Consider the following 13,610-nt stretch of genomic DNA (forward strand, 5'->3'; position numbering starts at 1 on the left):
CGGATAACCGGTGTCGACGCCGTTCTATGTGTCACCTCAGCAGGCGATGGCCGACCGGGCGGAGTACGCCCGCAAGGGCATCGCCCGCGGTCGCAGCCTGGTCGTGCTGCAGTACGCCGACGGGATCGTGTTCGTCGGTGAGAATCCGTCCCGCGCGCTGCACAAGTTCAGCGAGATCTACGACCGGATCGGGTTCGCCGCGGCCGGCAAGTACAACGAGTACGAGAATCTGCGCATCGGTGGCGTCCGCTACGCCGATCTGCGGGGTTACACCTACGACCGGGACGACGTCACGGCCCGCGGTCTGGCCAACGTCTACGCCCAGACGCTGGGCACGATCTTCTCGAGTGCGGCGGAGAAGCCGTACGAGGTGGAGCTGGTGGTCGCCGAGGTGGGGGAGACCCCGGAGGGTGACCAGATCTACCGGCTGCCGCACGACGGGTCGATCGTGGACGAGCACGGCTCGGTCGCGGTCGGCGGCAACGCCGAGCAGATCAGCAGCTACCTCGACCAGCGCCACCGGGACGGGATGACGCTGGCGGAGGCGCTGAAGCTGGCGGTGCAGGCGCTGTCCCGCGACACCAACGGCAGTGAGCGGGAGATCCCCGCGGAGCGCCTGGAGGTGGCGGTGCTGGACCGTACGCGCCCGCAGAAGCGCAAGTTCAAGCGGATCGTGGGGCGGCAGCTGGCGCGGCTGCTGGCGGGCGGCGAGGCGGACACCTCGCAGGACGGCGACGACGCGGCCGATTCCCCGGGCCTCGAGAAGGAGTAGTCCTTCCGGGTGGTCTTCGCCCACCGGTGCCCCGGAGCCGATGTCACGGACGTCGGCTCCGGGGCACCGGCGTCTCCGGACTCGCGCCTCAGGAGGTGCTGGGCGGGGCCGTGGAGCCCCGTACCACCAGTTCGACGGGGATGTCCCCGCCGGCCGGTGCGCGGCCGTCCAGGACGGCCAGCAGGGCGTGCATGCCGCGTTCGCCGAACAGTTCCGCGTCCAGCCGGACGGTGGTCAGCTCGGGCTCCATGGCGGTGGCGAGGGCGAGGTCGTCCAGGCCGGTGACCGAGACGTCGTCGGGTATGCGCAGGCCAAGGCGGCGCAGGGCCTTGTAGGCGCCTGCGGCCAGCTTGTCGTCGTCGCAGACCAGGGCGGTGGGCCGGGGCCCGGGGCCGCCCAGGGCGGCCTCGGTGGCGGCTCGGGCGTCCTCGATGGAGATGGGGGCGCGGGCGGTGCTCACGAAGGTGCCCGGTACGGCGCCGACGCGCGCCGCGAGCTCCCGTGCCCGTACCTCGAAGGTCCAGGAGGGCACGTCCGCCGCGAGGTGCAGGAAGCGGCGGTGGCCGAGGGCGAGCAGGTGGTCGGCGACCTGGCGTACGCCGTCGGCGATGTCGAGGTTGACCGTGGCGGCGCCGAGGCTGCCCTCGGGGTCGCTGTCCAGCATGACCAGGGGGAGCTGGTCGCCGCGGATGTCGGTGAGGGCGTCGGCGGCCATGGAGGAGGCGATGACGCCGTCCAGGGCGGCGCGGGCGGAGGCGAACGGGTTGCGGGCGGGACCGATGCCTTCGGGGGAGGGGTAGAGGACGACGCCGAACCCGTGTTCGGCGGCGACGCGGGCGGCACCGGTGTAGACGCCGGCGAAGAACTCGGTGGTCAGCGCGGGGACGACGAGAAGGACGGTGCGGGTGTGGCCGAGGCGCAGGTTGCGGGCGGCGAGGTTGGGCCGGTAGCCGAGGTCGCGGGCGGCCTGCCGTACCCGTTCGGCGGTGGCCTGCGAGACCCGGCCGCGCCATTTGTCGCCGAGGACGAGCGAGACGGCGGCCTGGGAGACTCCGGCGGCCTGGGCGACGTCACGGCTGGTGGGGCGCGTGCTTGCTGGTGCCACCGCGGGGCTGCTCCTCTGCGTCCGGTCGCTCGATGGTCTTCGTCCGGTCCGTCCGGCCGTCTGGACCGGTGAACTGCGCACATGGTACGTATGGCGAGCCACGTTATACGTAAAACTTGACCTGGAGGGCGTGCGATGGCCGCGGGATTCGCGGGGTACCTGGAGATCCTCGGGTCGCGGCACGCCGCCCGGCTGCTGGTGGGCACGCTGGTGGGGCGGCTGCCGAACGCGACCGCGGCGATCGCGATCGTGCTGTTCGTGCGCGCGGAGGGCGGCACGTACAGCCTGGCGGGGGCGCTGGCGGCGGTGTACGGCGTGGCCAACGCGGTCGGCCAGCCGGTGCTGGGCCGCCTGGTGGACCTGCACGGACAGCCCCGGGTGCAACTGCCGGCCGCGGTCGCCTCGGCCCTGGCGGCGACCGTCTTCGCGCTGATCGGCACCGAGCCGCCGGTGCCGGCCTGGACGGCCGTGGCGGCGGCCGGGCTGTTCACCCCGCCGCTGGAGGGCGGTCTGCGCGCGCTGTGGCCGAGCGTCCTGCGCAAGGAGGGCCAGGTGCACACGGCGTACGCGATGGACGCGGTGGCCCAGGAAGTCATGTTCACCGCGGGGCCGTTGCTGGTGACGCTGTGCGTGTCGCTGTGGTCGGCGCGGGCGGCGCTGGTGGTGCTGAACGTGGTGGGGGTGCTGGGCGCGCTGTCGGTGGTGGTCTCGCCGCCGTCCAGGCAGTGGCGTTCGGCACCGCGTGCGGCGCACTGGCTCGGGGCGCTGCGCTCGCCGGGGCTGCTGGCGCTGCTGGGGGCCTTCCTGTTCGTCGGGATCGCGCTGGGGTCCATCACGGTGGCGGCGGTGCCGTACGCGGACGGGCACGGCGGGGACGCGGTGTACGGCTGGCTGATGGCGGCGCTGGGCCTGGGCGCGCTGGTGGGCGGCACGGTCTACGGGGCGCGGCCGTGGAGCGGTGTGCCCGAGCGGCGACTGCGCGTGCTGGTGGCGCTTCTGGCGGTGTGTTATCTGCCACTGATGCTGATGCCGGGCGCGGTGGCCATGGTGGCGCTGACGGCGCTGTCCGGGGTGTTCCTGGCGCCGTGCATCGCCTGCGCGTTCATCATCGTGGACCGGCACGCGCCGAGCGGGACGGTCACCGAGGCGTTCTCCTGGCTTGTGACGACTTTCACAGTGGGGGCGTCCGTGGGGACGGGGGTGGCGGGGCCGGTGGTCCAGGCGGGCGGCGCGCTGTGGGGATTCGCGGTGCCGGGCGCGGCAGGGGCCGTGTCGTTGCTGGTTCTTCTGGCCACCGGGCGGGTCCTCGCAGCTCCCGCCGGGAGGGCGGTCGTTGCGGCTTCATCGGAAAATGATCCAAATCGTGCTGTCGAACCCCGTTTCAGTCCGGGGGATCGGGCGTAATGTTCACTCATGGACCGCCGCATTTTCGGGCTGGAGAACGAGTACGGCGTCACGTGCACGTTCAGGGGACAGCGCCGTCTGTCGCCTGACGAGGTGGCGCGGTACCTCTTCCGCCGTGTCGTGTCATGGGGCCGCAGCAGCAATGTCTTTCTGCGGAACGGCGCCCGGCTTTATCTCGACGTGGGCTCACATCCGGAATACGCGACACCCGAATGTGACAATGTGATCGAACTGGTCACCCACGACAAGGCCGGCGAGCGCATTCTGGAAGGACTCCTGGTAGACGCGGAACGACGCCTGCACGAGGAGGGAATCGCAGGCGACGTCTACCTCTTCAAAAACAACACCGACTCGGCGGGCAACTCCTACGGCTGCCATGAGAACTACCTGGTGGCGCGGCACGGGGAGTTCTCGCGGCTCGCGGACATCCTCATTCCGTTCCTGGTCACGAGGCAGCTGCTCTGCGGTGCGGGCAAGGTGCTCCAGACGCCGCGCGGGGCCGTGTACTGCGTGAGCCAGCGGGCGGAGCACATCTGGGAGGGCGTCTCCTCGGCGACGACGCGTTCCCGGCCGATCATCAACACCCGCGACGAGCCGCACGCGGACGCGGAGCGCTACCGGCGGCTGCACGTCATCGTGGGCGACTCGAACATGTCCGAGACGACCATGCTGCTCAAGGTCGGCGCCACCGACCTGGTGCTGCGCATGATCGAGGCGGGCACGGTGATGCGCGACCTCACCCTGGAGAACCCGATCCGGGCGATCCGCGAGGTCAGCCACGACATCACGGGCCGCCGCAAGGTCCGCCTGGCCAGCGGCCGGGAGGCCTCGGCGCTGGAGGTGCAGCGGGAGTACTACGAGAAGGCGCTGGACTTCTGCGAGCGGCGCGGCATCCGCACCGGCACGGTGGAGCAGGTGCTGGAGCTGTGGGGCCGGACGCTGGACGCGATCGAGGCGGAGGATCTCGACCGTATCGGCACCGAGATCGACTGGGTGATGAAGTACAAGCTCATCGAGCGGTACCGCGCCAAGCACAACATGACCATGTCGCATCCGCGGGTCGCCCAGATAGACCTCGCCTACCACGACATCCACCGCCGTCGTGGCCTGTACTACCTGCTGGAGAAGAAGGGCCAAGCGACCCGGATCTGCAACGACTTGAAGATCTTCGAGGGCAAGTCGGTTCCGCCCCAGACCACTCGGGCGCGGCTGCGCGGCGACTTCATCCGGCGGGCGCAGGAGCAGCGGCGGGACTTCACCGTCGACTGGGTCCACCTCAAGCTCAACGACCAGGCGCAGCGGACGGTGTTGTGCAAGGACCCGTTCCGTTCGGTGGACGACCGGGTGGAGAAGCTGATCGCCGGAATGTGAGCCGCGTACGGACCGGCAGGCACGGCCCGCACGCATTACCGGTACGCCACACGGGCGCCGTACGTTTCACGTACGGCGCCCTTGCGGCGTCGTAGAGTTGCGCGCACGCCATCAACAGACCGATCGATTACGAGGCCCCCACCGTGCGCCGACGCTCTCTCCTTCTTTCCGTCCCCGCGGGGCTGGTCACCCTGGCCGCCTGCGGCAACGACAACGCCGGCTCGGGCAAGGCCACTGAGACCGCCTCTCCGTCGCCGACCGCCCCGGCCACGTCGGCCGCGCCGCCGCCGAAGATCGTCTCCGGGCCGCTGCCGGCGATCACCGCGGGTACGAAGTTCGGGCAGAAGCCGACCGTGGCCAAGGGCACCGGTGAGCCGTCGAAGGACCTCGCCCTGAAGACCGTGATCGCGGGCGGCGGCCGCACGGTCGCGGAGAACGACTACGTCCAGGCGCACTACCTGGGGCAGATCTGGGACACGGGCAAGGTCTTCGACAACTCCTACGACCGCAAGGCGCCGCTGATCATCCAGCTCTCCCAGGGGTCGATCATCGACGGCTGGCGCTATGCGCTGAGCGGGAGGAAGGTCGGCAGCCGGCTCCTGTTCTCGGTGCCCCCGACCTGGGGCTACGGGCCGCAGGGCAACGCGCAGGCGGGCATCAAGGGCACGGACACGCTGGTGTTCGTCGTCGATGTGCAGAACACCTTCAACGCGACGAGCTCCGCCAAGGGCAAGGTGGTGCCGCAGAAGAACGCGGACCTGCCGAAGGTGGGCACCAACACCGACGGCAAGGCGCCGTCCATCACCGTGCCGAAGGCCGCCGCGCCGAAGAACCTCGTGTCCGAGTACGTCATCGAGGGCGACGGGCCGGTGGTCAAGGCGGACCAGACGGTGCTCGTCCAGTACAAGGGCGTGGTCTGGGACGGCGGCAAGGAGTTCGACTCGACCTACCAGAAGAAGACCCTGGCCTCGTTCTCCCTCCAGCAGGTCGTCAAGGGGTGGGCGCAGGGCATGACCGGCAAGAAGGTGGGCAGCCGGATCCTGATCGTGATTCCCCCGGCGCTGGGCTACGGCGACAACCCGCCGCCGAACAGTGGCATCCAGAAGGACTCCACGATGGTGTTCACCGTGGACATCCTCGCCGCGATGTGAGGCGCGGGGGATGTAAGACTGTGCCTGTTGCCTTATCGCAGACAAAGCAGGAGCTAGAGACGTGAGCATCGACAAGCCCGAGATCGACTTCCCGGGCGGCGAGCCCCCGGCGGAGCTGGAGATCAAGGACATCTGGGAGGGCGACGGCGAGGTGGCGAAGGCGGGTCAGACCGTCACCGTCCACTACGTGGGTGTCGCCTTCAGCACCGGTGAGGAGTTCGACGCCAGCTGGAACCGGGGTACCCCCTTCCGCTTCCCGCTGGGCGCCGGCCGAGTCATCCAGGGCTGGGACCAGGGCGTGCAGGGCATGAAGGTCGGCGGCCGCCGCCAGCTGACCATCCCGGCCCACCTCGCCTACGGCAACCAGAGCCCTTCCCCGGCGATCAAGCCCGGCGAGACGCTGATCTTCGTCGTGGACCTGCTCGGGGTCTGACCGTCCCGCTTCGGATCCCACCGGGATCCAGCGGGTTGCGATCACCTGGGGCCCATGCCTGTTCGGGCGTGGGCCCTCGGCTTTTGCCACCGCGTCGCGGAGCGGTACGGTCATCGGTCGTAAGCACCATCAGGAAGGCGAAGGGCACCGATGGCCATTGCCAAGGCCGAGCGGCTGATGAACCTGGCGCTGTGCCTGCTCGGGGCGCGACGGCCGCTCAGCAAGCGTGAGCTGCACGAGTCCATCGAGGCCTATCTCGAAGCGGGGTCCGACGACTCCTTCAACCGCATGTTCGAGCGGGACAAGGACGACCTGCGGGAGCTGGGGCTGGTCATCGAGACCGTCGAGGGCCTGGACGGCGAGACCGGCTACCTGGCCCGCCGGGACAGCAACCGGCTGCCGCCCATCACCCTGGACGCCGAGGAGGCCGCCGCGCTGGGGCTGGCCGCCAAGGTCTGGCAGCAGGCCCGTCTCGCCGGGGCGGCCAGCGGCGCCCTCCAGAAGCTGCGCGCCGCCGGGCTGCCCGAGGACGTCGACCCGTACGAGGCGCACGGCGCCCTGGAGCCGCGCATTCCGGTCCACGAGGCCGCCTTCGAACCGCTGATGCTGGCCTGCCGCGACCGCCGCCCGGTCGTCTTCGACTACCGCAAGGCCAGTGCCGCTCGTCCTCAGACCCGGCACGTGGAGCCGTGGGCGCTGGAGTGCTGGCGCGGCCACTGGTACCTGGCCGGATTCGACCGCGACCGCGGCGCCGAGCGCGTCTTCCGGCTCTCCCGGATCACCGGAAAGGTCCGCTCCCGCGGCACCGGCTTCACCGCACCTGTCCCCGACGTCGTCACCGTCCGTGAGACCGTCGCGAGCTGGGCGGGCGAGATCACCGACCGTTCCGCCCGTATCCGGCTGCGCTCGGGCGCCGGGTACCCCCTTCGGGCGAAGGCCTCGGCGATACGGGAACTCGGCGACGGGTGGGACGAGTTGGACATCCCGTACGGGCACGGGCTGGACGCCTGGCTGGTGGAGTTCGGACCGGACGTGGTGGTCGTCGAACCCGCGGAGCTGCGGGCGGACGTGGTGGACCGGCTGCGTGCCGTGGCCAAGGGCTGAGGGGGAGCGAGCAACACTGTGGCAGGCAAACCGGTCAGGCCCGTGAACGCCATCGACCAGACCCGGCGGATGCTCTCCCTGGTGACGTATCTCCGGGAGCGCCCCGGCGCCCGGATCGAGGACGTGGCGCGCGCCTTCGGCATCACCGAGGACGAGCTGGTCTCGGACCTCGACGTGCTGCCCATGTGCGGCACCAGCTTCCGCGGCGGCGACCTGCTCGACATCGACACCGACGGCGAGCGCATCTGGTGGCACAACCCGGCCGCGCTCGGCGCGGAGGCGGCCGAACCGCTGCGGCTGGCCGCCGACGAGGCGACCGCCCTGCTGGTCGCCGCCCGCGCGGTGGCCACCCTGCCCGGACTGCGCGAGAGCGACCGGCAGGCGCTGCTGCGGGCGACGGCCAAGGTGGAGGCGGCGGCCGGCGAGGCGGCGGGCGCCAGCGCGCGGCTGTCGGTGACCTTCGAGTCCGAGGGCGGGGTCTTCGCCGACGTGGACCGGGCGATCTCCGAGCGCCGCCGGCTGTGGATCCGCTACTACTCGCCCGCGCGCGACGAGGTCACCGAGCGCGAGATCGACCCCATCCGCCTGGTCAGCGTCGGGCACACGTACGTGGAGGCCTGGTGCCGCCGCTCCGAGGCGCGCCGCACCTTCCGGCTCGACCGGGTCGCCGAGATCAGGATCCTCGACGAGCCGTCCGCGCCTCCCGAGGTGGAGCTGCGCGACCTGTCCGAGGCGCTGGTGCAGCCCGCCGCCGAGGACCCCGAGGTCGTCGTCGAGGTCGGCCCGGGCGGCCGCTGGGTCGCCGAGTACTACCCGCACGACAGCGCCGATGAACTTCCCGACGGCGGGCTCCGTATCACTCTGCGCACCCCCGACCCGGCCTCGCTCAGACGCCTGGCGCTGCGCCTGGGCCGGGACGGCCGGATCGTCGCACCCGGCGACCTGGCCGCCAGCGCCCGCCGGGCGGCCTCCGACGCGCTGGCCGCCTACGACGAGGCGGCGGACCTGCCCGGCGCGGGCGGCGCGTCGAACGAGCCGGACCCGGACCACGCCGTCGACGCCCCGGCCGGCGGGGGCGGTGAGGACGCCACCGGGTCCGCGAGCGCCACCGGGTCCGCGGGTGCCGCGGCCGCTGCCGGGTCCCCGGGCATTCCCGGTGCCTCGCGGGCCGTGGACCCATCGGGGCGTGCCGCGCCGGCCGTGCGGGGCGTGCCCGCGGCAGCCGCCGGGCCGCGCGGGCGTGACGACAGGCAGGAGCAGGGACTGTGAGCGAGTCGGCGGTGTCCGGGGTGCGCGGCGTGTCGGTGGCGGCGGCGTTCGCCGGCATGAGAAGTGTGGCCCCCGTCGTGTTCCGGGCGGGCTGCCCCGACTGCCGGGGCCGATTCGAACTCGCCGCGAGCGCGCTGCGCCTGGCGATCGGCGCCAGCAGGCGCACCACCTTCTACTCCTTCACCTGCCCCGACTGCGGTGCGGCGGTCCGCAAACCGGCCGGCGAGCGCATTGTGGAGCTGCTCACCGGCGGCGGCGTCAGGACGCTGCGCCTGCACTCGACGGTCTAGTCTCGTGGGCATGTTCTGGCCGATGTTCGCGGTAGCCGTGGGTTTCCTGGGCCTCGCCGTCCTCGCGGTGCTCGCCGTGCGGGTCTTCGTCGAGGCGCGGCGGCTCGGGCAGCAGGTCTCGGAGTCCGCGAGCCGTATCAACCGGGCCGCGGAGGAGCTGGAGCGGGCGAGCCTGAGCGCCGCCCGGTCGGCGGAGTCGCTGTGAGCCGCGCGGACGACGGCCGGTGGACGAGGCCCGGTAAGAGTTCCGTGGGCGTGCGGCGCGGACGTCCTTCGCCCTGTCACGCTGCCACTTCCGCCAGGTACGCTGCTGAAGGCGGACCGGAGAACGAGGCCCGGGCCGCGGACGGGAGTACGCACGGGGATTGCCTCACGTTCACCCCCGAGCGTTACGATCGCTGGCAGAACGATCGCTCGGTCACGTGTCCGACCGGTCGGACAGCATCCCACCAGCCGCCTCGGTGAGAAGGTAAAGACTTATGTTCGGAAGGCTCGGAGCCCCCGAGATCATTCTCATCCTCGTCGTCATCATCCTGTTGTTCGGCGCGAAGAAGCTTCCGGACATGGCGCGCTCGCTCGGCAAGTCCGCCCGCATCCTCAAGAGCGAGGCCAAGGCGATGAAGGACGAGGGCCGCACCGGCTCCTCCGCGCCGGCGCCCGGCGACGAGCAGCCTCCCGCGCAGCGCACGATCCAGGCCGCCCCCGGTGACGTGTCCAGCTCGCGCCCGGTCAACGAGCCGACGGACACCACCCAGCGCTGACGCACGGCCGGACCCTTCCGGCCTGCCGCACGAGATGAGGACGTGGGTTTGCTCAAGCCTGCCCGCAAGAAGGAGAAGGACCCCGAGGGGCGCATGCCTCTCGCGGACCACCTCCGCGAGCTCCGCAACCGGCTCGCGAAGGCGATGCTGGCCGTCGTCGTCGTCACGATCGTCGCCGCCTTCTTCTACAACGACATCATCAACTTCCTGACGAGGCCCATCCTCGACTCGATCGGTTGCCCGCAGACCTTCGAGGAGCTGGCGAGGTCCAGCGGCAAACAGCAGTGCGCCGAGATCACGATCAACGGCCTCCTCGCACCGTTCACGCTGGCCCTCCAGGTCTCCCTGATGGCCGGCGTCGTGGCCGCGTCGCCGTTCTGGCTCTACCAGCTGTGGGCGTTCGTCGCGCCCGGCCTGCACCGGCACGAGAAGAAGTACGCCTACGCCTTCGTCCTCACCGGCGCCCCGCTGTTCTTCGGCGGCGCCTTCTTCGCCTACCGGGTGCTGCCCACCACGGCGAAGGTGCTGCTGGACTTCACGCCGAACGGGTCCATCAGGAACTTCCTGCCGCTCGACGACCTGCTCCAGCTCGTCACGCGCATGGTGATCGTCTTCGGCCTCTCCTTCGAGCTGCCGCTGCTGCTGATCATGCTGAACCTCACCGGGGTGCTCACCGGCAGGCGCATGCTCGGCTGGTGGCGGGCCATGATCCTCGGCATCACGGTCTTCGCGGCCGTGGCCACCCCCAGCACCGACCCGCTCTCGATGCTGGCCCTCGCCGGTCCGATCTGGGTGCTGTACTTCGGCGCGGTCGCCTTCTCGCTGCTCAACGACCGCCGCAGGCGGCGCCGTGAGGAGTCCGGCCCGTCCGACGACGAGGCCTCCGAGCTCGACCTGACCCCCGAGGACGTCGGGGACGTCGAACCGGTCAGCGCCGCCCGCGGCCTGCCCGAGCAGTCCGGCCCGGACCGGGTCAACGGCTACGACGACGTGACCTGAGTCCGCCACCGACGGCACCGAGCCGGCCGCTCCGCACCGCGAGCGGCCGGCCCCCCGTGTTCCCGGGGTGATCCGGATAATGATCGTCCTGTTGTCAGCGCGGCCCGGTACGCTCGAAAGCACGATGACTCAGGACCTCTCACCGGCCGAGCGGTACGCGGCAGCGCGCAGGCGAGCTGCCGAGCAGGCCACCGCGCTCGCGGGCTTCCGCGAGATGTACGACTTCGGCCTCGACCCCTTCCAGATCGAGGCCTGCCGGGCCCTGGAGGCGGGCAAGGGCGTGCTGGTCGCCGCGCCCACCGGCTCGGGCAAGACGATCGTCGGCGAGTTCGCCGTCCACCTCGCCCTCCAGCAGGGCAGGAAGTGTTTCTACACGACACCCATCAAGGCCCTGTCGAACCAGAAGTACTCCGACCTGTGCCGTCGTTACGGCAGCGGCAAGGTCGGCCTGCTCACCGGCGACAACAGCATCAACGCGGACGCCCCCGTGGTCGTGATGACCACCGAGGTGCTGCGGAACATGCTCTACGCCGGCTCCCAGACCCTGCGCGGCCTCGGCCATGTGGTCATGGACGAGGTGCACTACCTCTCCGACCGCTTCCGCGGCGCCGTCTGGGAGGAAGTGATCATCCACCTGCCCGCCTCGGTGACGCTGGTGTCGCTGTCGGCGACCGTGTCCAACGCCGAGGAGTTCGGTGACTGGCTGGACACCGTCCGCGGCGACACCGAGGTGATCGTCTCCGAGCACCGACCGGTGCCGCTGTTCCAGCACGTGCTGGCCGGACGCCGGATGTACGACCTGTTCGAGGAGGGCGAGGGCCACCGCAAGGCCGTCAACCCCGACCTCACGCGCATGGCGCGACTGGAGGCCAGCCGCCCCACCTACCCCGACCGCCGGCGCGGCCGGAACATGCGCGAGGCGGACCGTGAGCGCGAGCGCCGGCAGCGCTCCCGGATCTGGACGCCCAGCCGCCCGGAGGTCATCGAACGGCTGGACTCCGAGGGCCTGTTGCCCGCGATCACCTTCATCTTCAGCCGTGCCGCCTGCGAGGCCGCCGTCCAGCAGTGCCTGTACGCGGGCCTCAGGCTCAACGACGAGGAGGCGCGCGAGGAGGTCCGCGCCCTGGTCGAGGAGCGCACCGCCCACATCGCGCCGGAGGACCTGCACGTCCTCGGGTACTACGAGTGGCTGGAGGGGCTGGAGCGCGGCATCGCCGCCCACCACGCGGGCATGCTGCCGACCTTCAAGGAGGTCGTCGAGGAGCTGTTCGTGCGCGGCCTGGTCAAGGCGGTCTTCGCCACCGAGACCCTCGCTCTGGGCATCAACATGCCGGCCCGCTCGGTGGTGCTGGAGAAGCTCGTCAAGTGGAACGGCGAGCAGCACGCCGACATCACCCCCGGCGAGTACACCCAGCTGACCGGCCGGGCCGGCCGACGGGGCATCGACGTCGAGGGCCACGCGGTCGTGCTGTGGCAGCGCGGGATGAACCCCGAGCAGGTGGCGGGCCTGGCCGGCACGCGCACCTACCCGCTGCGCTCCAGCTTCAGGCCGTCGTACAACATGGCGGTCAACCTGGTCGAGCAGTTCGGCCGGCACCGCTCCCGCGAGCTGCTGGAGACCTCGTTCGCGCAGTTCCAGGCCGACAAGTCGGTGGTCGGGATCTCCCGGCAGGTGCAGCGCAACGAGGAGGGCCTGGCAGGCTACAAGGAAGCCATGACGTGCCACCTCGGGGACTTCACCGAGTACGCGCGGCTGCGCCGGGAGCTGAAGGACCGTGAGAACGAGCTGGCCCGCCAGGGCGTCGCGCTGCGTCGTGCGGAGGCCGCCGTCGCCCTGGAGCGGCTCAAACCCGGCGACATCATCCACGTGCCCACGGGCAAGTACGCGGGGCTGGCGCTCGTCCTCGATCCGGGCCTGCCCGCCGGCCGGTCCAACGGCCACCGGGGCCTCGAGCACCACGACGGGCCGCGCCCGCTGGTGCTGACCGCCGAGCGGCAGGTCAAGCGGCTGGCGGCCATCGACTTCCCCGTGCCCGTCGAGCCGCTGGACCGGATGCGCATCCCGAAGTCCTTCAACCCGCGCTCCCCGCAGTCCCGCCGTGACCTGGCCTCCGCGCTGCGCACCAAGGCGGGGCACATCCGGCCGGAGCGGCACCGGGGGCGGCGCTCCCAGGCGGCCGACGACCGGGAGATCGCCCGGCTGCGCGCCGCCCTGCGCGCCCACCCATGCCACGGGTGCAACGACCGCGAGGACCACGCCCGTTGGGCCGAGCGCTACCACCGGCTGATGCGGGACACCAAGCAGCTGGAGCACCGCATCGAGGGCCGTACGAACACCATCGCCCGGACCTTCGACCGCATCGTGTCGCTGCTGACCGAGCTGGACTACCTGCGCGGCAACGAAGTGACCGAGCACGGCAAGCGTCTGGCCCGGCTGTACGGCGAACTGGACCTGCTCGCCAGCGAATGCCTGCGCGAGCGCGTGTGGGAGGGCCTCGGCCCGGCCGAACTCGCCGCCTGCGTCTCGGCGTTGGTCTACGAGGCGCGGGTCGGCGACGACGCCCTGGCGCCCAAGCTGCCCTCGGGCAGGGCGAAGGCCGCGCTCGGCGAGATGGTGCGTATCTGGGGCCGGCTGGACGCCCTGGAGGAGGAGTTCCGGATCAACCAGGCCGAGGGCGTCGGCCAGCGCGAGCCCGACCTCGGCTTCGCCTGGGCCGCGTACATGTGGGCCTCGGGCAAGGGACTGGACGAGGTGCTGCGTGAGGCGGACATGTCGGCCGGCGACTTCGTCCGCTGGTGCAAGCAGGTGATCGACGTCCTGGGACAGATCTCGGCGGCGGCTCCCGTCGAGGGGTCCACGGTGGCGAAGAACGCCCGCAAGGCGGTCGACGGACTGCTGCGGGGTGTCGTCGCCTACTCGTCGGTCGGGTAGGTCTCCAGGTCCTCGGGCT

General features: G+C 71.3%; 12 protein-coding genes and 1 pseudogene. 12 read left to right on the plus strand and 1 reads right to left on the minus strand.

All coding sequences use genetic code 11. The features are described from left to right. Nucleotides 1-10 precede the first annotated feature (10 nt). Complete coding sequence (gene prcA, locus ACWDUZ_RS16920; RefSeq protein ID WP_451632584.1) at nt 11-772, plus strand: proteasome subunit alpha; 762 nt, start codon at nt 11-13, stop codon at nt 770-772. Between the two features lie 88 nt (nt 773-860). Here prcA and ACWDUZ_RS16925 read toward each other — a convergent pair whose 3' ends face one another. After that, nucleotides 861-1,877 carry a LacI family DNA-binding transcriptional regulator gene (locus tag ACWDUZ_RS16925; RefSeq protein WP_451632585.1) on the minus strand — a complete coding sequence of 339 codons (1,017 nt, stop codon included), beginning with the start codon at nt 1,875-1,877 and terminating at the stop codon, nt 861-863. A 135-nt stretch (nt 1,878-2,012) separates the two neighbouring features. On the opposite strand from ACWDUZ_RS16925, the gene ACWDUZ_RS16930 reads away from it, so the two are divergent. The 11 genes and pseudogenes from ACWDUZ_RS16930 to ACWDUZ_RS16980 all read left to right on the plus strand — a co-directional run bounded on the left by ACWDUZ_RS16930 (nt 2,013) and on the right by ACWDUZ_RS16980 (nt 13,591). Then, nucleotides 2,013-3,281 carry an MFS transporter gene (locus ACWDUZ_RS16930; RefSeq protein WP_451632586.1) on the plus strand — a complete coding sequence of 423 codons (1,269 nt, stop codon included), beginning with the start codon at nt 2,013-2,015 and terminating at the stop codon, nt 3,279-3,281. Nucleotides 3,282-3,290: 9 nt separating this feature from the next. Continuing rightward, entirely contained in the window at nt 3,291-4,652 is a 1,362-nt protein-coding gene (pafA, locus tag ACWDUZ_RS16935; protein WP_451632587.1) for a Pup--protein ligase, read from the plus strand. 143 nt (nt 4,653-4,795) lie between these two features. Continuing rightward, nucleotides 4,796-5,803 carry an FKBP-type peptidyl-prolyl cis-trans isomerase gene (locus tag ACWDUZ_RS16940; protein WP_451632588.1) on the plus strand — a complete coding sequence of 336 codons (1,008 nt, stop codon included), beginning with the start codon at nt 4,796-4,798 and terminating at the stop codon, nt 5,801-5,803. Nucleotides 5,804-5,864: 61 nt separating this feature from the next. Further along, nucleotides 5,865-6,236, plus strand: coding sequence for an FKBP-type peptidyl-prolyl cis-trans isomerase (locus ACWDUZ_RS16945; protein ID WP_451632589.1), 372 nt, complete (start codon nt 5,865-5,867; stop codon nt 6,234-6,236). 150 nt (nt 6,237-6,386) lie between these two features. After that, the gene (locus ACWDUZ_RS16950) at nt 6,387-7,340 is read left to right on the plus strand and encodes a helix-turn-helix transcriptional regulator (protein ID WP_451632590.1); all 954 of its coding nucleotides are present in this window, start codon (nt 6,387-6,389) and stop codon (nt 7,338-7,340) included. Nucleotides 7,341-7,358: 18 nt separating this feature from the next. After that, nucleotides 7,359-8,369 (plus strand): annotated as a pseudogene (locus tag ACWDUZ_RS16955) (helix-turn-helix transcriptional regulator); the annotation flags it as partial. Nucleotides 8,370-8,605: 236 nt separating this feature from the next. Further along, nucleotides 8,606-8,899: a hypothetical protein gene (locus tag ACWDUZ_RS16960; protein WP_451632591.1), complete on the plus strand. Its 294-nt coding sequence runs from the start codon at nt 8,606-8,608 to the stop codon at nt 8,897-8,899. 10 nt (nt 8,900-8,909) lie between these two features. Continuing rightward, nucleotides 8,910-9,104 (plus strand): hypothetical protein, encoded by a 195-nt coding sequence (locus ACWDUZ_RS16965; protein ID WP_451632592.1) that lies wholly within the window; start codon nt 8,910-8,912, stop codon nt 9,102-9,104. 274 nt (nt 9,105-9,378) lie between these two features. After that, nucleotides 9,379-9,660: a Sec-independent protein translocase subunit TatA gene (tatA, locus tag ACWDUZ_RS16970; RefSeq protein ID WP_451632593.1), complete on the plus strand. Its 282-nt coding sequence runs from the start codon at nt 9,379-9,381 to the stop codon at nt 9,658-9,660. 48 nt (nt 9,661-9,708) lie between these two features. After that, nucleotides 9,709-10,659, plus strand: coding sequence for a twin-arginine translocase subunit TatC (tatC, locus tag ACWDUZ_RS16975; protein ID WP_451632594.1), 951 nt, complete (start codon nt 9,709-9,711; stop codon nt 10,657-10,659). A 79-nt stretch (nt 10,660-10,738) separates the two neighbouring features. Continuing rightward, the gene (locus ACWDUZ_RS16980) at nt 10,739-13,591 is read left to right on the plus strand and encodes a DEAD/DEAH box helicase (RefSeq protein WP_451632595.1); all 2,853 of its coding nucleotides are present in this window, start codon (nt 10,739-10,741) and stop codon (nt 13,589-13,591) included. The last annotated feature ends 19 nt before the right edge of the window (nt 13,592-13,610 follow it).

Source organism: Streptomyces sp. NPDC003393 (assembly GCF_053589015.1).